The organism is Micromonospora sp. CPCC 205546 (genome assembly GCF_036902715.1).
Classification (GTDB): domain Bacteria; phylum Actinomycetota; class Actinomycetes; order Mycobacteriales; family Micromonosporaceae; genus Micromonospora.
This window is the reverse complement of record NZ_JBAKHL010000005.1, coordinates 116,063-134,465: the sequence shown is the minus strand read 5'-3', so window position 1 is coordinate 134,465 and position 18,403 is coordinate 116,063. Positions and strand designations below refer to the sequence as shown.

Below are 18,403 nucleotides of genomic sequence, written 5' to 3'. Positions count from 1 at the left end.
CGGGCCGCTTGCCGGCGCCGGCGGCGGGTATGCGGCCGGGCGGGGACGACCGAGGACGTACGGAGGCGAGATGGACGTGCGCAGCAGTGCGGTGACGATCCCGGCGGGCGACGCCGAACTCCCGGCCGACCTGCTGGTCCCGGAGGATCCGGCCGGCGTGGTGCTCTTCGCGCACGGCAGCGGCAGTTCCCGGCACAGCCCGCGCAACACGGCGGTGGCGCACGTGCTCAACCGCAGCGCCCTCGGCACCGTGCTGGTGGACCTGCTGACCCCGGCCGAGGACCAGGTGGACGCGCGGACCGCCGAGTTGCGCTTCGACATCCCCCTGCTGGCGGGTCGGCTCGCCGCCGTCGTGGACTGGCTGGCCGCCGAGCGGCCCTTCGGTGCCGTGCCGATCGGGCTCTTCGGGGCCAGCACCGGGGCCGCCGCCGCCCTGGTGGCCGCCGCGGACCGACCGGACCTCGTCGGCGCGGTGGTCTCCCGGGGCGGCCGTCCCGACCTGGCCGGCCCGGCCCTCGGCCGGGTACGCGCGCCCACGCTGCTGCTGGTCGGCGGCCGGGACGAGCAGGTGATCACGCTCAACGAGCAGGCGCAGGACGCGCTGCCGGCGACGGCCGAGCTGACGGTGATCCCGGGGGCGACCCACCTCTTCGAGGAGCCCGGCGCCCTGGAACAGGTCGCGCACTGCGCCGCCGACTGGTTCGCCACCCACCTGCCCGCCGCCCGCTGAGGGGCGCCGAGGGATCAGGCGGGGGCCGGGGGCATGGTCGTCGGGGACTGGCGGTGCCGCTGGACGGTGTCGACGACCCGCCAGAGCACGGCGGTGATCGGCACCGAGACGAAGGCCCCGGCGATGCCGGCGATCAGGGTGCCGGCGGTCACCGCCACCAGGATCACCGCCGGGTGCAGGCGCACCTGACGCTTCATGATCAGCGGCTCGAGCAGGTTGCCCTCGATCTGCTGCACCGCGATCACGGCGGCCAGGACGAGCAGCGCGGTCACCGGCCCCTTCGCCGCGAGGGCGACCAGCACCGCCACGGCGCCGGCCACGGTAGCCCCGATGATCGGGACGAAGCCGCCGAAGAAGGTGATGAGCGCGAGCGGAAGGGCCAGCGGCACGCCGAGCAGCACCAGCGCCAGGCCGATGCCGATCGCGTCGATCGCGGCGATCATCATCGTGCCCCGGCTGTACGCCCCCAGCGTCCGCCAGCCGACCCGGCCCGCCTCGGCGGTCACCGTGCGGTTCGGCCCGGTCGCCCGGGACAGCGTCCAGTGCCACATGGACCGGCCGTCCTTGAGCAGGAAGAACAGCAGGACGAGCGCGAGCAGCGCCGAGCCGACCACCTCCGCCGCCGTCCTGGCGCCGGAGACCGGGTCGACCGAGCCCTGCCCGACCCCCTGGCGGGCCTGGCCGAGCAGCCGGTCGAGCTGCTGGTCCGTGACCGGCAGCGTCGAGGTCACGAACTCCCGGGTGCGTCGAAGGCCCTGCCCCAGCTCCTGGCTCAACTCGCTGAACTGGCCCGCGGTGAGGCTCCACACCAGCGCGCCGACGCCGAACAGCAGGCCGAGCAGCAGCAGCACGGTGAGCAGGGCGGCGAGGGCGCCGGGCAGGCGCAGCCGGCGCAGCGCGAGCTGCACCGGGTCGAGCAGCGCGGCGAGGAAGACGGTGGCGGCCATCGCGATGGCCAACGGCGCGAGCAGCACCGCGATCCTGCCGAGCAGGTACAGCCCGGCGACGATCACCACCAGGCAGGCGCTCCACACGACGGCCGAGCGGACCAGCCAGGGAAGCGCGGCCCAGGTCTGCCGGGCGCCCGTGCCCCGGTCCGTCGGCCCCCCGGGCGCCCGCCCGGCATCGTCAACGCCCACGTCGACCCTCCTCGATCTCCGGCGAGTCGGTACCCGGTCGGCGTCCTTCCGACACCCGTTCCCTGCACGCTAGATGGGCGGACGGGCCGTCGGGGGCCGTCCGACCGTTTCCCGGTCGCCCGCCGGTCGCCCCCGCGTCGCGTTTGCGCCCGCGGCCCCAGGGAAGGCAGAGATCGGACCCGGATTCGAGGAGGACCCGATGAGCGACTTCATGGACAAGGCCAAGGACTTCGCCGACAAGCACGACAAGCAGGTCGACCAGGGCCTGGAGAAGGGCGGCGACATGGCCGACAAGCGCACGGGCGGCAAGTACGACGAGCAGATCGACAAAGGCGTCGACCAGGCCCAGACGCGTACCGGCGAGGGCGACCAGGTCCGCTGATCCCGCTCCCGTCACCCCGGGCCCCGGCCCGGGGTGAGGGGTGTCCCGGGTCGCCGCGCGGTCGGCGGCCCGGGACACCCGTGTGGTGACCGATCGACGCGTACCGCTAGCCAAGGATCGACCACTCTCGCTACTATCCGCAGTCGGAACATGACTCAACGTGGAGTCGTCCCCGACCGGACCGGTGCCCACCCCTTGGGGCGCCGTGACGAGAGGAAGTCATCCGGTGACCGAGGCCCCCGAGGCGACCGTCCCACGGCGCTATCCGTTCAGCGACCCCGACCGGCTCAACCTCGACCCGCGCTACGCCCGGCTGCGTCGGGAGGAACCGCTCTGCCGGATCCAGCTGCCGTACGGCGAGCCGGCCTGGCTCGCCACCCGGCACGCCGACGTCCGGACCGTGCTCGGCGACGCCCGGTTCAGCCGGGCCGCCTCAGTGGACCGGGACGAGCCCCGCAACTCTCCCCATCGGCAGGACGGTGGGATCCTGTCGATGGACCCGCCGGAGCACACCCGGCTGCGGCGACTGGTGGCGAAGGCGTTCACCGCCCGGCGGGTGGAGCAGCTGCGACCCCGGACCAGGCAGGTGGCCGACGAACTGGTCGACGGAATGCTCGCTGCCGGCGCGCCGGCGGACCTGGTGGAGCACCTGGCCACCCCGCTGCCGATCCGGGTCATCTGCGACCTGCTCGGCGTTCCCGTGGCCGACCAGGACCGGTTCCACACCTGGTCCGAGGCGATCGTGTCGACCACCTCCCTCAGCCCGCAGCGGGCCCAGGAGTACATCGACAGCCTGTTCGCGTACATGGGCGAGCTGATCGCGCGGCGTCGTGAACAGCCCACCGACGACCTGCTCGGCGCGATGGTCCGGGCCCGCGACGCGGACGACCGGCTCGAGGAGGACGAGGTCGTACGGCTGGCCGCCGGGCTGCTCGCGGCCGGGCACGAGACGACGGTGACGCAGATCCCGAACTTCGTGTACGCGCTGCTCACCCATCCCGACGAGTGGGCCCGGCTGCGGGGGCGGCCCGACCTGGTGCCGGGCGCCGTCGAGGAGCTGATGCGGTTCGTCCCGCTCGGCGCGTCCTCGGCCTTCGCCCGCTACGCCCTGGAGGACGTCGAACTCGGCGGCGTGCTGGTGCGGGCCGGCGAACCGGTGGTGGTGTCGATCCCGTCCGCCAACCGGGACGAGACGGTCTTCCCCGAGGCGGACCGGCTGGACCTGACCCGGCGGACCAACCCCCACCTCGGCTTCGGGCACGGGGTGCACCACTGCGTGGGCGCCCAGCTCGCCCGGATGGAACTCCAGGTCGTCCTGGAGACGCTGATCGCCCGCACGCCCGAGCTGAGGCTGGCGGTGCCGGAGTCCGAGCTGACCTGGAAGAGCGGCCTGCTGGTCCGGGGGCTCGTCGCCATGCCGGTGAGTTGGTGAGCCCGATGGGTGCGACGGACGAGCAGTGGCGGCTGCACGTGGACCCGACCCGGTGCATCGGGTCGGGGATCTGCGCGGGCACCGCGCCGAAGCACTTCGTGCTGGTGGGCGGGCTGGCCCGTCCGCTGGCCGAGCGGGTCGCGCCGGACGACGCGGTGCTGGACGCTGCGGACTCCTGCCCGATGGAGGCGGTCATCGTGTCCGAGGCGGACGGCCTGCGCCGGATCGCGCCGGAGCCCTGACCCGCCCCGCAGGCCGTACGCCGGTGGCCACGCCCTTCAGGGGCGTGGCCACCGGGAGCGGGGACGGTCAGCGCTGCTTCTCGCCCAGCTCCGCCACGGAGGTGGCGCGACCGCTCAGGGCGTCGCGCATCCGGTCGACGAGGCCGGCGCCGGGGTTCAGCAGCCGGTTCGCGGGCGGCCGGTCGGGTGCCGCCGGATGCGGCCGGGTCGGGGCGGTCTTCTTGGTCGCCTCCACCTTCTCGGCCAGCTCCACCATCTCCTCGTGGGCGACCGCGGCGCGCAGGCGGGGGAAGAGGTCCGACTCCTCGTCCTTCACGTGGTGGCGGATCGTGCTGGTCAGGTGCCCCAGCAGGTCGTCGAAGCGTGGGTCGGACGGATCGAGCGACTCCAGCTCCTTCATCGTCCGCTCGGCGTCGGCGTGCTCGGAGATCTCGTGCTCGGCGATCTGGTCGCCGTCCGGCAGCGCCTTGCGGGCGGTCGGATAGACGTGCATCTCCTCGGCGACGGCGTGACGGACCAGTTCGGCGATCACCACGTCGGCGAGCTGCCGGCGGTGTTCGGGGGTGCCCTGCCGGCTCTCCAACTGCACGAAGAGCGCCTCGACCTCACGATGGTCGGCGGTGAGGACGTCCACCACGTCCTGACCCGCGACGTGTTCGGGATTGCTCATGTCTGCCCCTTACCGGTTGCGGAACGGTCGGCTGCGAGAGCCTGGTACCCGCGAACCGTCGACCGAACCCACCGCGCCGTCGATCGATGTCACTCAGCGCCGGGCGCCGGCACCCGGGCGAGACCGGGCGCCGGCGCGGAGCAGCGTCCCCCGTCGGTCTGGATCAGGACGAGTAGCCGCGCTCGGCGATCCAGTGGGCGACCTTCTCCAGGGTCATCCAGTACCCGCCCTCGGGGGCGGCCGGGTCGGCGAGGCGGATCAGGTCCCCGCCGTCCCGGTAGCCCACCAGGGTCAGGTAGTGCCCACCCTCGTACGAGTGGGGGTTGCCGCTTGTGTCGACAGTGGTGCCCTTGACGTTGGCCACCACCGGGCGGCCCTCGTCGAGGGCCGTCACGACGTCGGACCGCAGCCGCTCGACCTGCTCCGGCTTGGCCACCGAATCGCGGATCTCGGTGGTCCGGTACCCGCGGCCGGTCAGCTCGTTGAGCACGCGGGTGATGTCCAGGGCCGAGGCGGTGCCCGCCTCGGTAGTGCCCAACCTCTTCGCGACCTCGTCCTGGGAGAGCACGCTGCCCAGCGCCGACAGGGCGATCCGGGTCGCGGCCGGGCCGCAGTAGTAGAAGTTGGGCTGGGCCTGGTACTGCACGCCGACCGTGCGCTCGGCACGCCGGTCGGCACGGCCGTCCCGGTCGGTGTGCGCCAAATCGACCGGGACCACCGCCGCCGGTGCGGCCTGGGCGGTGACCGGCGGGCCGGCGAGGCATCCGCCGGCCACCAGCAGGCCGGCGACGGAGAGGCCGCTCCTCTGCACGATCGAGTTCATGGTCGGGCTCCAATCGGGGGTTGGCGCCGCCGGAGGGCGGGCGCACAGCACCGGGAGAGGCGCTCGGCTCGGGGACTCCAACGGCCCGCAGCGGTGGGCCCACGGGTCTCGCCGGATGCAACGGCCCTGCTCGGCAGGGCATTCCGGGACGTCGGCCGGGCGTGCCGGCCGCACGTCGGAATTCAACCGGGCCGGGGGCAGCACGATTCCGGCGTACGGATGCCCCGCGTCACAGCCGGTGCGGTGCCGGGCCGGCGCGCCGACCCACCCCGGAACGGCGGACGGGACGGCGCTGTCGGAGAGGGATGCTCCGGGACGAACCGGTCAGACGGTCACAGGCTGCCCAGCAGGCGGGTCACCGCGATCTCGATGACCACCCGGTCCGGATTCGGGCGGGGCGTCCGATAGCGCTCGGCGTACCGGCGCTCGGCCTCGGCGACGGCCGACCGGTCGGAGCGTACGACGGCCCGACCCTCGATGGTGAGCCAGCGTCGCCCGTCGACGTGGCAGACGGCCACCGGGGCGCCCGCGGGGCCGGCGGCGGCGACGTGGCGCGCCTTGCGGGACGCGCCACCGGTGATCACCCGAGCGAGGCCGGCCGACGCGTCGAACGTGACGCCCACCGGAACGACGTGCGGGGTGCCGTCCGCCCGCAGAGTCGTCAACGTGGCCAGGTGCCGTTCCCGACAGAACGCCTCGACCCGCTCGTCGTCAGGTGCCAGTCGATGGTCGCCGGGCATGTCCGTCCCCTGTCTCGCGCTGCGGCACCGATCATGGCACCCGGCGCCGGGCCGGGTCCGGGTCGGCCGGCAGGCCGGGTGCGGCCGGCACGTCGGGTGCGCCGGTCAGCGGGTGGTTGGCGGCGCGGCGCTGCCGCACCAGCCGGCCGAGGTAGAGCAGCGCGCCGGTCAGCACCGCCATGTCGTCCAGGTAGATGGGGTCGGGAAGCAGGTCGATCGGCAGGACGGTGTAGAGCAGCGCGCCGTAGAAGGCGACCTTGCCGCTCACCCCGAGCGTGCCGAGCAGCCGGCGGGTGCGGATCACGCGGACGGCCAGCACCACCGCGCCGACCAACGTGACGACCGCCACGATGCCGACGACTATCCACGCCTCCCTGGACACACCGTCACGCTAGCCCAACCGACCCCGTTCCGCCCGGCCCCGCCGGTCAGTAGGCGACGACCGCCGCCCGGCCCCGGGCCACCGACGGCACGTCGCGGCCGGTCACCACCGGGAACTCCCGGGTCTGCTCCACCGTCGCGGCGCCCTCGATCAGCGGCAGCAGCGACGGCGACTCCTCCGGACGGCGGTTGACGGCGGCGAACGCCTCGTCCCGAAGGCTGCGGGCCGCCTCGGCGGCGGTCTCGGCGGCCCGCCACGCGGCCTGCTCCCGCTCCCGGGCCGCCCGCTGCCGGGCGAGCAGGTTGTCGCGTACCGCCCGGCGCAGCACCAGCTCCTGCTCGACCGGGTGCAGCCGCGGGTCCCAGCCGTCGCGGTGCGCGAAGACGTCGCTGAGCTGCTCCACCGACAGCTCCTTGCGCCAGTACGCGTCGAGGGCGGCCCGGTGCAGGAAGCGCTCGCGCTCGGCGTACTCGGCGGGCGTGCGGACGGTACGGGGGAGGGGCATGGCCGCGGTGGACCCCAACCTCCGGACGTCCGCCTCGGCGGCCTCGTACGCCTGCCAGGCCGCCTCGACCTCCTCCTGGGCGGTCAACCACTCGGCCCGCAGCCGGGCGGCGGTGGCGGCGGCCCGTTCCGCGGCGACGGAGACCTCACCCGCGTACCGGGAACGTTCGCGCGCCTCCTCGGCCCGTTCCAGCTCGCTCGGCATCGCGGCGCGCCGGATCCGGGAACCGGCGTCGAAGCGGAGCCGGCCGGGCCGCAGCAGCAGGCCGGCCACGGTGACGGCGACGACGCCGAGCAGGCTCAGCCAGATCACGGCGGCCCGGGGAACGTCGAGAAGGACGGAGGAGAACGCGTCTTGCATGGTCAGCACCTCACGGTCGATCGAGGGAATCGACAGGGTCTGTGCCCGGCGTGCGGGCGGGTGGGCTTCGGGCGCGCGTGCGGGGCGTACCGCGACGTGGCCGCCACGGCGGCGGACTCACGGGTGACGCCCGGCGTCGGCGACCGGAGCTGAGGGCGGAGGCGGTCGGGCCGGCGTCGTGCGACTGCGGCCCGTCGTGGCGGCGCCCTGCGGGTGTGGAACCGGGTGGCCGACGGGTCAGGCGGCGGGCGGACCGCGCCGGGCGGGGACGCCGCGACCGGGGTCGCGGGCAAGCCCGTCCTGGTGGGCGAGCGGAACGGCGGTGGTGTCGGTCGACGTCTCGTGACGGAGCGTCGACGGGGCGGCGGTAGCACCGCTGACCTGCTCGACCACCGGCTCGCGGCGCGGCAGCGACAGGGTGGGTCGGGTGTTCGCGGCGATCGGGCCGGCGGTGGTGACGGCGGCCGACCCGGTGACGGACGATGCCGGGGCCGGTGCCGCGCTCGCGCCTCCGAGACCCACGGCGAGCACCAGCGCGGCGACCGCCAGTCGGGTCAGCTCACGCAGGGAGCGCAGCGTGACCGACCAGAACGGGTCGACGGACGCTACGGACGGCACCCGTCCAACCTATCGTCCGGAAGCGGCTCGTGCAGGGCGGTGCCGGCCCGGGATCGGGTGACCGCCGCCACGGTGTCCGAAAAGGATCGTCGGGCGGGAGCGGGCGTGCCCGCCCGGGAACGACGCCGGACGTGCGACGGCCCACCCGGTGCTACGCGCGCCGGGTGGGCCGTCGTCGTGCCGGTGTGCGTCAGCCGTCGGTGCCGAGCACGGGCGGAGCGGCGACCGTGCCGTCCCCCCAGACCATGTCGTCCTCCGTCAGCCAGGTCAGCCGGCCGTCGGTGTCGTCGTCGTGGGCCGCCTGGGTGCCACCCAGGACGCCGGGGCGGTTCGCCCCGGCGCGTGCGCCGCCCGGACGTCCCGTCGCGCTGGCCGCCCGGTCGCCGTTGGTGCCCTGTCGTGCCCCGTTGTCGAAGCGCCGGCCCATCCCGGTCGCGGACCGGTTGTCGGCCACCGGACTGCCGCCGGCGGACCGGACCATCGAGGTCGGTGCGTTGCCGCTCGCGGCGAGGGCCCCGGTGCCGAGCACGCCCGCCGGGCCGCCCTGGCCGCCGAACTGCAGGCCCGAACCGCCGGCCGAGGCCGTCGAGGTGCCGCCCAGCCCGACGGGACCCGTCGTGGCGGGCGCGCCGGTCAGCGGCGTGGCGCCGGCGAGGGAGGTGCCGGCCGTGACGCCGCCGGGAGTGCCGGTGACCGTGCCGCCGGCTCCGCCGTCGCCCGGATGCACGCCACCGACGGCGCCCGGGACGATCGTCCCGGAGCCCCCGCCACCCGGCCCGGAGCTGGGACCCGCGGGGGCGGCGACGGTGGCGCCGCCCGGCTGCCCGGCGAGCCCGGAGGCGGTCGGCGCGGCCGTCGGCGTGGTGGCGCCCGGGCCGCTGCGCGGGGTCGTCGAGGGACCGCCGCTGTTCACGCCCGGGGTGTCCGGGTGCGGTGGCGGCGGCGGGACGATCCGGCCGTAGGCCGAGAGGTCGTAGCCGGCGGCCAGCTCGGCCACCACGTTGACCATGCGCTGGTGCGCCTTCTCCTGCTCGGCCTTGTCCTGCTGGTGGCCCAGCAGCCCGCCGACCAGCATGCCCGGCACGCCGAACACGGCGCCCTTGGCCGCCCCGGAGACCGCCTGGTCGTGGTCGTCGGTCTCGGCCGGGCTCTCCGCCTGCGCGCGGGCGGTGCGCAGCTCGCCGGCCATCAGGGTCAGGCCACGACTCACGTCGGCCATGCCCTCGCCGAGCTTGTCGGCGTAGTCGGTGACGAGCGTCAACCGCCGCTGGAACTCCTGCGAGGCCGAGCCCGTCCAGGTGTTGGCGAGCTTGTCGAGGTCGCCGCTGAGCTCGCGGGACAGCCCGTCGAGCATGCCCTTGAGCGCCGTCCACTGCGCGGCGACGCCGTCGATCTGGCCCGGCTGGCCGGCCATCACGCCGTCGTAGAGCTGCTGGTGGCTGACCGACTGGTAGCGCTGGGTGTATTCAGACACGCGGTTCCTCCTTCCGCTTCAACGCTTCGTCCACCCCGTTCAGCGCGGCGGCGATGTCGGCGGAGTTGGCCGCGTTGCGCTCCTCGGCGGTGCGGTAGTTGGCCAGGATCGTCGCGGTGGCGCTCTGGGCCGCCTTCACCGCGGCCCGCAGCCGGTCGACCTGGTCCACGTAGGACTGGTGGATGTCGGAGTAGCGGCGGGAGTTCTCGGTGGCGTCGGCGAACGAGCCCAGCGCCGGGGGCCGGCACTGCATCTCGGTGCTCAGCTTCCGCAACGCCTTCTCCGCCTCGGTCAGCCGGTGGGCCAACTGCTGGTGGAAGTCTTCCAGGGACATCAGGTCGACTGTCGTGCGCCCGGTCATGGCAGCATCCCCGTACGTCATCGTCGATAACCGTTGGCAGGGCTCAGGTTAGTCGACCGGTGCGACGCGGGCGACCCGCTACCGGTGTCGATCCGTCAGGTGCTAACTCAGCCGTCCGTTTCCGGGCCCGGGGACGACGCGCCGGACGAGGCCGGTGCCCGGGACGCGGGCCCGTCGGAGGGCGTCGTCGACGCGCCGGACCTGGCCGGCGTGGGGCTGCCCGCCGGCTTCGCCGGGGCGACCGCGGGGGCCGACGGCGCGGGACCGGGCACGAAGTGGGCGAGCGCGTCGTCCCGCGAGAGGGTCGGCCCCGCGGGCACGAGGGCCAGCAGCGACGCGGGTACGGCCAGCGGGGTGACCCCCTCGTAGCCCAGCGCGGACATGGCCCCCACGCCGAGCGGGTGGCGGACGCCCTGGGCGCTGATCAGGTGGACCGTGGCGCCGGGGGCCGCGGCGCCGCTCTCGCCGGAGCCGGGCGTGGCCTGCACGAGCACGCCCTTGCCGCCGGGCAGCAGCACGCCCTCGGCGGTGCGTACGCCGTCGCGTGCGCTCTGCCGCACCGGAACCGCGCCGGACGCGGCCAGCTCCGCCGGCACGCGGTCGAAGACCTCCAGCGTGGTGGTGGGCGGCCCGCCGTCGGCGCCCGCCCGGTAGGTCGCGCAGAGCACCGTCCGGCCGGCGGTGACCGGGTGCAGCGCGGGCAGGGTCTGCGGCATCCCGGCCTCCTCCGCCCGCTGGTCGGTCAGCAGCTTGCCGGCCTGCGCCGGGGTGATGTCGGTGACCTGGCCGCCGTCGCGCAGCAGCAGCAGCGCGCTGATCTCGCCGATCGCGGAGAGGCCCTCCCGGGTGAGCACGTAGTGCTGGCCGGCCGCCCGGAAGACCTGGCCGACCTTGGCCGGACGCTCGGTCAGGGTGCTGACCTCGTCCTGACCGGCGATCGTGGGCTTGCGCATGACCGGCCCGGCCGGCACGGCGTTGAGCAGTTGCTGTCCCACGGGCAGGCGGGGCGCGTTGGCCATCCGCAGCGCGGCGAGCGCGGAGTCGCCACCCGTCACCTGCAACCGCGTGTCGCCGGTGAGCAGGTGCCGCTGGCCGTCGGTCTCCACCAGCACGGCCCGGTCGCCGAGCGGCGCCCCACCGGGCAGGGGGCGGTCGATCACCACGCGGGTGCCGGAGCGGCGGGGGTCGGCCGGGTCCGGCACGTCGCACACGGACCAGGGCAGGCCGGTCAGGGACTTGCGGTCCGGCAGCGCGTCGGGGGCGCCGACGATGCCGACCGTACGCCCCCGGGGCCGCTCCCGGATCGACGCCTGGGACATCGTGCGCACCGGCGGGGCCGGCTCGTTGATGATCAGCCGGGCCGAGGCGTAGTTGAGGGTCGGGTGCAGTTTCCCGTCGACGAAGACGTACGTCGCCCCGGTCTCCCGCTCGATCACCAGGGTGTTCGGCTCCAGCGGCGCCGTGTTGCCGGTGAACTGCCCGTACGCTCCGACGCCGCCGAGCACCACGGCCGCGGCGATCACGCTGCCGAAGACCGCCATCCCGAGTCGCCGCATCGGCAGGTTGCTGGTCTCGGGGTCGCCCGACAGCAGCGCCGAGACGATCCGGCGGGTGACGAAGCGGTACGCCTGCACCTGGTCGCGGCGGGTCCGCATGACTTACCTCCGGCGGGGGTGGGTCCGCGACGAGCAGGTCCGGGTCGGTGTCGCGGGCTTCCCTACGATAAGGGGCCGTCGACGGATCACCGGGACCAGCGCCCGGGACGATCCGGCGGAGGCCCCGCCGTCCAGAGAGGACTGTCAGCGATGACGCAGGTTCAGGCGCCACCCGGTCGTCCGGCACCGCAGCCGTCCGGCGTCGCCCAGCGGCCGGTGGTCCCGGCCGACCGGCGCGACCGTGGTCGGATCGGGCCCGTGGCCGTGGGACAGCTCGTGGTGCTGGAACTCTGCGCCCTGGCCGTCTGGGCGGCCCTGGGCGGGCCGGACTGGCTCGCGGCCGTCGTGGGGGTGCTGTCGCTGGCGCTGGTGGCCGCGGTCTTCACCCGCCGGGGTGGCCGCTGGTGGTATGAGGACCTGCTGCTGCGCCGGCGGTTGCGGCGGCGCCGGGAGGAGGCCAGGAGCACGGTCGCCGCGGGCGGCGGGGCCGATCCGAGGCTGGCAGCCCTGGCCCCGGAGCTGACTGTGACGGAGCTCACGGACCGCGGCACCCGCCTCGGTATCGGGCAGGACGCGCAGGGCTGGTTCGCGGCCCTGGCGTTGCAGGACCGCGCCGGTGCGCCCGCCGGATCGGTCGAGGCGGCGGTGATGGACCGCGCGCTGCGCGTGCTCGCCGACTTCACCGGCCCGGTCACCCGCGCCCAGGTGGTCTCGCACACCCTGGTCTGGTACCCGGCGCCGGGGGCGCCGCCCGCGGCACACCGGACGGTCTGGCTGGCCCTGCGGCTCTCCGTGCGCGACGCCCGCGTGGAGACCGTCAGCCGGGGCGGCGGCATGCCCGGGGTGCACCGCACGCTGGCCGCCGGGATCGGCCGGCTGGGCAAGGCGTTGACCGCGGCCGGGCTCGCCCACCGGCCGCTGAGCCGGGACGAACTGCGCGCGGCGGTGGTCTCGGCGGCCGGGCTGGACCTCGCGCCGACACCGCCGGCGGAGACCTGGACCGGACTGCGCGGCGGCGGCTGGACCCAGCGCTGCCTGGTCCTGCGGCCCCGGGCCGACGCGCCGTTCGGCCCGCTGGTGGACGCCGTGACGTCGACGTCCGCCCCGTCGCACACCCTGGCCGCCGTGGTGCTGCCCGGCGGGCGGGTCGCCCCGCCGATGCTCCGGGTGGCGGCGCTCGACGACCACGTGGAGGCGCTGGTCAAGGCCGTACGGGAGGTGGCGCGCCGCTGCGGCGCCCCGGCCCGCCCCGTCGACGGACAGCACGGCCCGGGCGTCTACGCCACGGCCCCGGCGGGCACCACCATCGCGACCCTGTCCCCGACCGACTGAACGTGCGGGGACGCCACGGCGGTCAGGGCCGGAGGTTGACGATCCAGCCGTAGAGCCCGACGACCCAGAAGGCCAGCGGCACCAGCGCGATGATCAGCATGATCTCCACGATGTCGAGCAGCCGGCCCCAGACCGGGGAGATCCGCTTGCCGGCCACGGTGAGCCCGTAGATCAGGCTCACCACGGCCGCGAGCACCAGGCCGCCGAGGATCAGGCCGAGGCGTACCGTCGTCGAGCCGTTGCCGAACGTGGCGGCGGCGGTCAGGCCCAGCCCGGCGGTGCCGGCGAACAGCACCGGGGTGCGCTGGGCGCGGCCGAGGAAGGGGCGGGCCCGCAGCAGCGACAGCAGCGCCAGCACGAGACAGAGCAGCACCGCCGGCAGGCTGGCGTGCAGCGCGAGCACCACCTGGGCGCCGAGCACCAGCAGCGACACCGTCCAGAGCAGGCCCGTCAGGAACTCGTCGGCCCGCTCGCTGAGCTGCAGGACCTGCGGGCCGTCCACCGACTCGGTGTCGCTCTTCAGGTCGTCGGGACCGGTCGGGATGGACGGCACCGGCAGCCGGGCCAGCCGGTACGCCGCCATCGGCAGCGCCGGCACCGCGCCGAACGCGACAGCGGCGACGACGGCGGCGGCCGCCGGCGCGTGGGTGTCGAAGACGAGGCTGACCAGCGCGCCGAACCCGGTGCCGGCGCTGACCGCGACCGCCCCGAAGAAGAGCGGAAGCCGGTCGCCGACGGCCAACGCGGCCACCGCCGCGCAGACCATCACCGCCGTGGCGCCGAGGAGCACGTGCGGGGCGGCCAGCCCGGTCAGCGGGCGGTCGCCGGCGAGCAGCAGCAGGCCGCCGACGCCCGCGTACGCCAGGCCGACGGCCCCGAGCACCGACCCGGTCGCGCTGTCGGCGGTGGCCCGGGACAACACGGCCGCGGAGACCACCAGGGCGACCGCGACGACCAGCGCGGCCAGCGCGCCGGGCAGGTGCGGCGGCCCGGTGAGGAGCGCCGCCAGCGCGCCGGCGCCGAGCGCCGCGGCGGCGAAGAGCACCGCGAAGGACCGGGTGGTGCCCACCTGCCAGGCGCCGGGACGCTGGTTGGTGGCGGTGGCCACGGCGTCGACCACGTCGTCGAAGACGATCTCCGGCGCGGTGGCCGACCGGGGGTTGAAGTAGAGCACCTCGCCGTCGCGGATGCCGAGCTGTGTGGCGGTACGACCGCCGTCCAGCGGCTGGCCGCCCAGCCGGGCCAGGCTCCAGCCGCCGTGCCGCACCCCCTCGTCGGCCAGGTCCTCACCCGCGTAACGCAGCAGGGTCGGCAGCAGGTCGGCGAGCGGGACGTCCGACGGCAGCGCGAGGTCCATCCGGGTGCGGGGCGCCACGATGGTGATCCGGCTCAGGCCGCCGGTCGCCGTCTTCGTCGCCACAGTGGCCTCCTCGCGCTCTCTACGATCACCCCTGGCCGACGGGTGCCGACGCACGGGTTCCTGACGCCCACGGGAGATTACCTACGATGGCGGGCACGTACGATGCCCACCCGACGACTCCGGTCGCTCGCCGAACTTCATCAGGGCCGCTTCTGGGAGGAGACAGCCGTGAGCACGGTGGTGTTCCGCCGGCTCCCGCGTCAGCCGGGGCCAGCGCTGCCGCGGGGCGAGGTGCTGCTGGAGTCGCCTCCGGAGCTGCCCGAGCCGACCCCGCGCGGGATGGGGCAGCTGCTGATGATCCTGCCCATGATGTGCGGCGTGGGCGCCATGGCGTTCCTCTACGCCGGCCGGGGCGGCGGCACCATGACGTACATCGCCGGCGGCCTCTTCGGTGTCTCGATGCTGGGCATGGCGCTCGGGTCGCTGAGCAACGGCAACAACGACAAGGCCGAGCTGAACGCCGACCGGCGCGACTACATGCGCTACCTGGCCCAGATGCGCAAGCGCACCCGGCGCGCGGCCGAGCAGCAGCGGGCGGCCATGGCCTGGCGGCACCCGGAGCCGGACGCGCTCTGGTCGATCGCCGCCTCCCGGCGGCTGTGGGAACGGCGGATCACCGAGGACGACTTCGGCGAGACCCGGATCGCCACCGGCCCGCAGCGGCTCTCCGTGGAGATCGTCCCGCCGGAGACCAAGCCGGTCGAGGACCTGGAGCCGATGAGCGCCATCGCGCTGCGTCGCTTCGTGCGTGCCCACTCGTCCGTGCCGGACCTGCCGACCGCCCTGTCGGTGCGGGCGTTCAGCCGGGTGGTGCTGCGCGGTGACCGGGAGCCGGTGCTCGACCTGACCCGGGCCGCGCTCGGTCAGCTCGCCACCTTCCACGCCCCGGACGACATGGTCGTCGCGATCGTCGCCGCACCGGACCGGCAGCCCTCCTGGGACTGGGTGAAGTGGCTGCCGCACAACCACCACAGCGCCCGGACCGACGCGGCGGGCGCCCGCCGGATGGTCTTCGCGAGCCTCGCCGAGGCCGAGGAGGCGCTCGCCGGCGAGCTGGCCGGCCGGCCCCGCTTCGCGCCCGAGGCGAAGCCGCTGACCGCGGCGGCGCACCTCGTGGTGGTGATCGACGGCGGCGAGGTCTCGGCGGCCTGTCAGCTCATGGGGCCGGGACTGCTCGGCGCGACCGTGATCGACCTCTCCGGCACCGTGCCCCGCGACGCCGGACGCTGGCTGCTCTGCCTCGACGTGGGCGACGGCGACTCCCTCGAACTCGTCCGGGGCACCTCCTCGTCGCGGCTCGGCCGGCCGGACCGGCTCACCGAGACGGCCGCCGAGGGGCTGGCCCGGCAGATCGCCCCCTTCCGGCTGTCGCAGCAGCAGACCACGTCGGAGGAGCCGCTGGCCAAGAGCATGGAGCTGCCGGACCTGCTCGGCGTCGGCGACGCCGCCGCCGTCGACGTGCAGCAGACCTGGCGCCCGCGCAGCCACCGCGACCGGCTGCGCATCCCCCTCGGCGTCGGGCCGGACGGCAACGTGGTCGAGCTGGACTTCAAGGAGTCCGCGCACGAGGGCATGGGCCCGCACGGCCTGATCATCGGCGCGACCGGCTCCGGCAAGAGCGAGCTGCTGCGCACGATCGTCGGCGCGCTGGCGGTGACGCACTCCTCGGAGGAGCTCAACTTCGTCCTGGTCGACTTCAAGGGCGGCGCCACCTTCGCCTCGCTGGACGCGCTGCCGCACACCAGCGCGGTGATCACCAACCTGGCCGACGAGCTGCCGCTGGTCGACCGCATGAAGGACGCGCTGGCCGGCGAGATGACCCGCCGCCAGGAGGTGCTGCGGGCCGCCGGCAACTACGTCTCCCGCTACGACTACGAGAAGGCCCGCGCGGCGGGCGAGCCGCTGGACCCGATGCCCAGCCTGCTGATCATCTGCGACGAGTTCAGCGAGCTGCTCGCCGCGAAGCCCGACTTCATCGACCTCTTCGTGATGATCGGCCGGCTGGGCCGGTCGCTCGGCGTGCACCTGCTGCTGGCCAGCCAGCGGCTGGAGGAGGGCAAGCTGCGCGGCCTGGACACCCACCTGTCGTACCGGATCGGTCTGCGTACCTTCTCCGCGGTGGAGAGCCGGATCGTGCTCGGCGTGCCGGACGCGTACGAGCTGCCCAACGCCCCGGGCCACGGTTACCTGAAGACCGACACCAGCACCATGCTGCGGTTCCGGGCCGCGTACGTGTCCGGGCCGTACCGGGCCCCGGGGCAGGCCGCCGCCTCGTCGCGGGCGCTGGTGCAGCGCCGGATCGTCCGGTACGGGGTCGACTTCGTGCCGGTGCAGAACCCGACCCTGCCGGCGCCGGACGCGCCCGAGCCGGAGCAGCCCGCCGACGGCAAGGCCGTGGCGATGCTGGACGTGCTCATCGACCGGCTGAAGGGGCGGGGCCGCCCGGCGCACCAGGTCTGGCTGCCGCCGCTGGCGGAGCCGCCGGGCCTGGGCGAGCTGCTGCCGCCGCTGAGCGTCGACGGGAGGTTCGGCCTCTGCACCGCCTCCTGGGTGGGGCGCGGGCGGCTGGCCGCTCCGGTGGGCATCGTGGACCGACCGTACGAGCAGCGCCGTGACCCCATGCTGGTGGACCTGGCCGGCGCCGGCGGCAACGTGGTGATCGTCGGTGCCTCGCTCAGCGGCAAGAGCACCATGCTGCGTTCCATGCTCGCCTCCCTCGCGCTCACCCACACCCCGCGCGAGGTGCAGTTCTTCTGCCTCGACTTCGGCGGTGGCGCGCTGCGCAGCCTGGACGGGCTGCCGCACACGGCCGGCGTGGCCGGGCGGCGGGACACCGAGGCGGTACGCCGGACGGTGGCCGAGGTGGTGGCCGTGCTGGACGAGCGGGAGAACCGGTTCGCCCAGCACGGCATCGACTCGGTGGCCAGCTACCGCCGGCGCCGGGCGGCCGGGGAGTTCGCCGACGACCCGTTCGGCGACGTCTTCCTCGTCGTCGACGGCTGGAACACCCTGCGCCAGGAGTACGAGGAGCTGGAGCAGACCATCACCACCCTGGCCAACCGTGGCCTGGGCTTCGGCGTGCACGTGGTGCTGACCGCCGTGCGGTGGGCGGAGATCCGGATCAACATGCGGGACCTGCTCGGCACGAAGCTGGAGCTGCGCCTCGGCGACCCCAACGAGTCGGAGATCGACCGGCGGGCCGCGGCGAACGTCCCGACCGGCTCGCCCGGACGGGGTCTGACCCGCGACAAGCTGCACTTCCTCACGGCCATCTCCCGGATCGACGGTCGGCGCGACATCGACGACCTGACCGAGGCGTCCATCGCCCTGTCCCGGCACGTCGCCGAGGCGTGGAAGGGCCAGCCGGCGCCCAAGGTCCGGCTGCTGCCGCGCCGGCTGCCCCTCAGCGAGCTGGCCCGGGTCGTCGACCGCTCGGCGCCCGGCCTGCCCATCGGCGTCAACGAGTCGGCGCTGGCCCCGGTCTACCTCGACCTCGTCAACGAGCCGCACCTGACGGTCTTCGGCGACGCCGAGTGCGGCAAGACCAACCTGCTGCGACTGATCGCGCGGGGCATCACGGAGCGCTACACGCCGGCGCAGGCGCGGCTGGTCATCGCCGACTACCGGCGCGGTCTGCTCGGTGCCGTCGAGGGGGACCACCTGCTCGACTACGCGCCGTCGAACCAGGTGTTCGCGCAGGGACTCGGCTCGATCCGCAGCGCGCTGTCCAACCGGCTGCCCGGCCCGGACGTCACCACCGCGCAGCTGCGCGACCGCAGCTGGTGGAAGGGCCCGGACCTCTACATCCTGGTCGACGACTACGACCTGGTCGCCTCGGGCGGCAACAACCCGCTCAGCGCCCTGCACGAGCTGCTGCCCCAGGCCCGTGACATCGGCCTCCACCTGATCGTCACCCGGCGGGTGGGTGGCGTGGCGCGGGCGCTCTACGAGCCGGTCCTGCAACGCCTGCGCGAACTGGACCAGCCCGGCCTGCTGATGTCCGGCAACCGGGAGGAGGGTGCGGTCTTCGGTACGCTGCGGCCGAGCCCGCAGCCGCCGGGCCGGGGCACGCTGGTGCGCCGACGCGACGGCCAGCAGCTCATCCAGACCGCCTGGGCGGAGCCGGCCTGAGGTCTCC

The 18,403-nt window shown here is 74.9% G+C and carries 17 protein-coding genes; 6 read left to right on the top strand and 11 right to left on the bottom strand.

Going from position 1 to position 18,403, the window contains the following annotated elements; translation table 11 throughout:
- Nucleotides 1-70 precede the first annotated feature (70 nt).
- On the top strand, nt 71-730 hold the full coding sequence (locus V6U77_RS04435; RefSeq protein WP_334604887.1) for a dienelactone hydrolase family protein: 660 nt from the start codon (nt 71-73) through the stop codon (nt 728-730).
- 14 nt (nt 731-744) lie between these two features.
- Here the strand turns inward: V6U77_RS04435 and V6U77_RS04430 are convergent, their stop codons facing one another.
- Nucleotides 745-1,869: an AI-2E family transporter gene (locus V6U77_RS04430; protein WP_334604886.1), complete on the bottom strand. Its 1,125-nt coding sequence runs from the start codon at nt 1,867-1,869 to the stop codon at nt 745-747.
- 199 nt (nt 1,870-2,068) lie between these two features.
- Between V6U77_RS04430 and V6U77_RS04425 the strand changes: the two genes are divergently transcribed.
- From V6U77_RS04425 to V6U77_RS04415, 3 genes are all read left to right on the top strand, one after another.
- Complete coding sequence (locus V6U77_RS04425; protein ID WP_089002298.1) at nt 2,069-2,251, top strand: antitoxin; 183 nt, start codon at nt 2,069-2,071, stop codon at nt 2,249-2,251.
- Nucleotides 2,252-2,477: 226 nt separating this feature from the next.
- Nucleotides 2,478-3,683 (top strand): cytochrome P450, encoded by a 1,206-nt coding sequence (locus V6U77_RS04420; RefSeq protein WP_334604885.1) that lies wholly within the window; start codon nt 2,478-2,480, stop codon nt 3,681-3,683.
- A gap of 5 nt (nt 3,684-3,688) precedes the next feature.
- Nucleotides 3,689-3,925 (top strand): ferredoxin, encoded by a 237-nt coding sequence (locus V6U77_RS04415; RefSeq protein ID WP_334604884.1) that lies wholly within the window; start codon nt 3,689-3,691, stop codon nt 3,923-3,925.
- 67 nt (nt 3,926-3,992) lie between these two features.
- On the opposite strand, the gene V6U77_RS04410 is transcribed toward V6U77_RS04415, so the two are convergent.
- The 9 genes from V6U77_RS04410 to eccB all read right to left on the bottom strand — a co-directional run bounded on the left by V6U77_RS04410 (nt 3,993) and on the right by eccB (nt 11,513).
- The gene (locus V6U77_RS04410; RefSeq protein WP_334604883.1) at nt 3,993-4,595 is read right to left on the bottom strand and encodes a hemerythrin domain-containing protein; all 603 of its coding nucleotides are present in this window, start codon (nt 4,593-4,595) and stop codon (nt 3,993-3,995) included.
- Nucleotides 4,596-4,758: 163 nt separating this feature from the next.
- Nucleotides 4,759-5,418 carry a C39 family peptidase gene (locus tag V6U77_RS04405; protein ID WP_334604882.1) on the bottom strand — a complete coding sequence of 220 codons (660 nt, stop codon included), beginning with the start codon at nt 5,416-5,418 and terminating at the stop codon, nt 4,759-4,761.
- A 332-nt stretch (nt 5,419-5,750) separates the two neighbouring features.
- Nucleotides 5,751-6,158 (bottom strand): pyridoxamine 5'-phosphate oxidase family protein, encoded by a 408-nt coding sequence (locus V6U77_RS04400; protein ID WP_334604881.1) that lies wholly within the window; start codon nt 6,156-6,158, stop codon nt 5,751-5,753.
- Between the two features lie 31 nt (nt 6,159-6,189).
- Nucleotides 6,190-6,540, bottom strand: coding sequence for a YkvA family protein (locus tag V6U77_RS04395; RefSeq protein ID WP_334604880.1), 351 nt, complete (start codon nt 6,538-6,540; stop codon nt 6,190-6,192).
- A gap of 46 nt (nt 6,541-6,586) precedes the next feature.
- Nucleotides 6,587-7,405 carry a hypothetical protein gene (locus tag V6U77_RS04390; RefSeq protein ID WP_334604879.1) on the bottom strand — a complete coding sequence of 273 codons (819 nt, stop codon included), beginning with the start codon at nt 7,403-7,405 and terminating at the stop codon, nt 6,587-6,589.
- A 237-nt stretch (nt 7,406-7,642) separates the two neighbouring features.
- Entirely contained in the window at nt 7,643-8,023 is a 381-nt protein-coding gene (locus V6U77_RS04385; protein WP_334604878.1) for a hypothetical protein, read from the bottom strand.
- Between the two features lie 190 nt (nt 8,024-8,213).
- On the bottom strand, nt 8,214-9,497 hold the full coding sequence (locus tag V6U77_RS04380) for a WXG100 family type VII secretion target (protein WP_334604877.1): 1,284 nt from the start codon (nt 9,495-9,497) through the stop codon (nt 8,214-8,216).
- Nucleotides 9,490-9,831 (bottom strand): hypothetical protein, encoded by a 342-nt coding sequence (locus tag V6U77_RS04375; protein WP_334604876.1) that lies wholly within the window; start codon nt 9,829-9,831, stop codon nt 9,490-9,492. Before V6U77_RS04375 ends, V6U77_RS04380 begins: the two co-directional genes overlap by 8 nt.
- 134 nt (nt 9,832-9,965) lie before the next feature.
- Nucleotides 9,966-11,513, bottom strand: coding sequence for a type VII secretion protein EccB (eccB, locus tag V6U77_RS04370; RefSeq protein WP_334604875.1), 1,548 nt, complete (start codon nt 11,511-11,513; stop codon nt 9,966-9,968).
- A gap of 258 nt (nt 11,514-11,771) precedes the next feature.
- Between eccB and V6U77_RS04365 the strand changes: the two genes are divergently transcribed.
- Entirely contained in the window at nt 11,772-12,845 is a 1,074-nt protein-coding gene (locus V6U77_RS04365; RefSeq protein WP_334604874.1) for a type VII secretion protein EccE, read from the top strand.
- Between the two features lie 22 nt (nt 12,846-12,867).
- Here the strand turns inward: V6U77_RS04365 and eccD are convergent, their stop codons facing one another.
- Complete coding sequence (eccD, locus tag V6U77_RS04360) at nt 12,868-14,265, bottom strand: type VII secretion integral membrane protein EccD (protein ID WP_334604873.1); 1,398 nt, start codon at nt 14,263-14,265, stop codon at nt 12,868-12,870.
- 168 nt (nt 14,266-14,433) lie between these two features.
- Here eccD and eccCa point away from each other — a divergent pair, with 168 nt between their 5' ends.
- On the top strand, nt 14,434-18,396 hold the full coding sequence (gene eccCa, locus V6U77_RS04355; RefSeq protein ID WP_334604872.1) for a type VII secretion protein EccCa: 3,963 nt from the start codon (nt 14,434-14,436) through the stop codon (nt 18,394-18,396).
- The last annotated feature ends 7 nt before the right edge of the window (nt 18,397-18,403 follow it).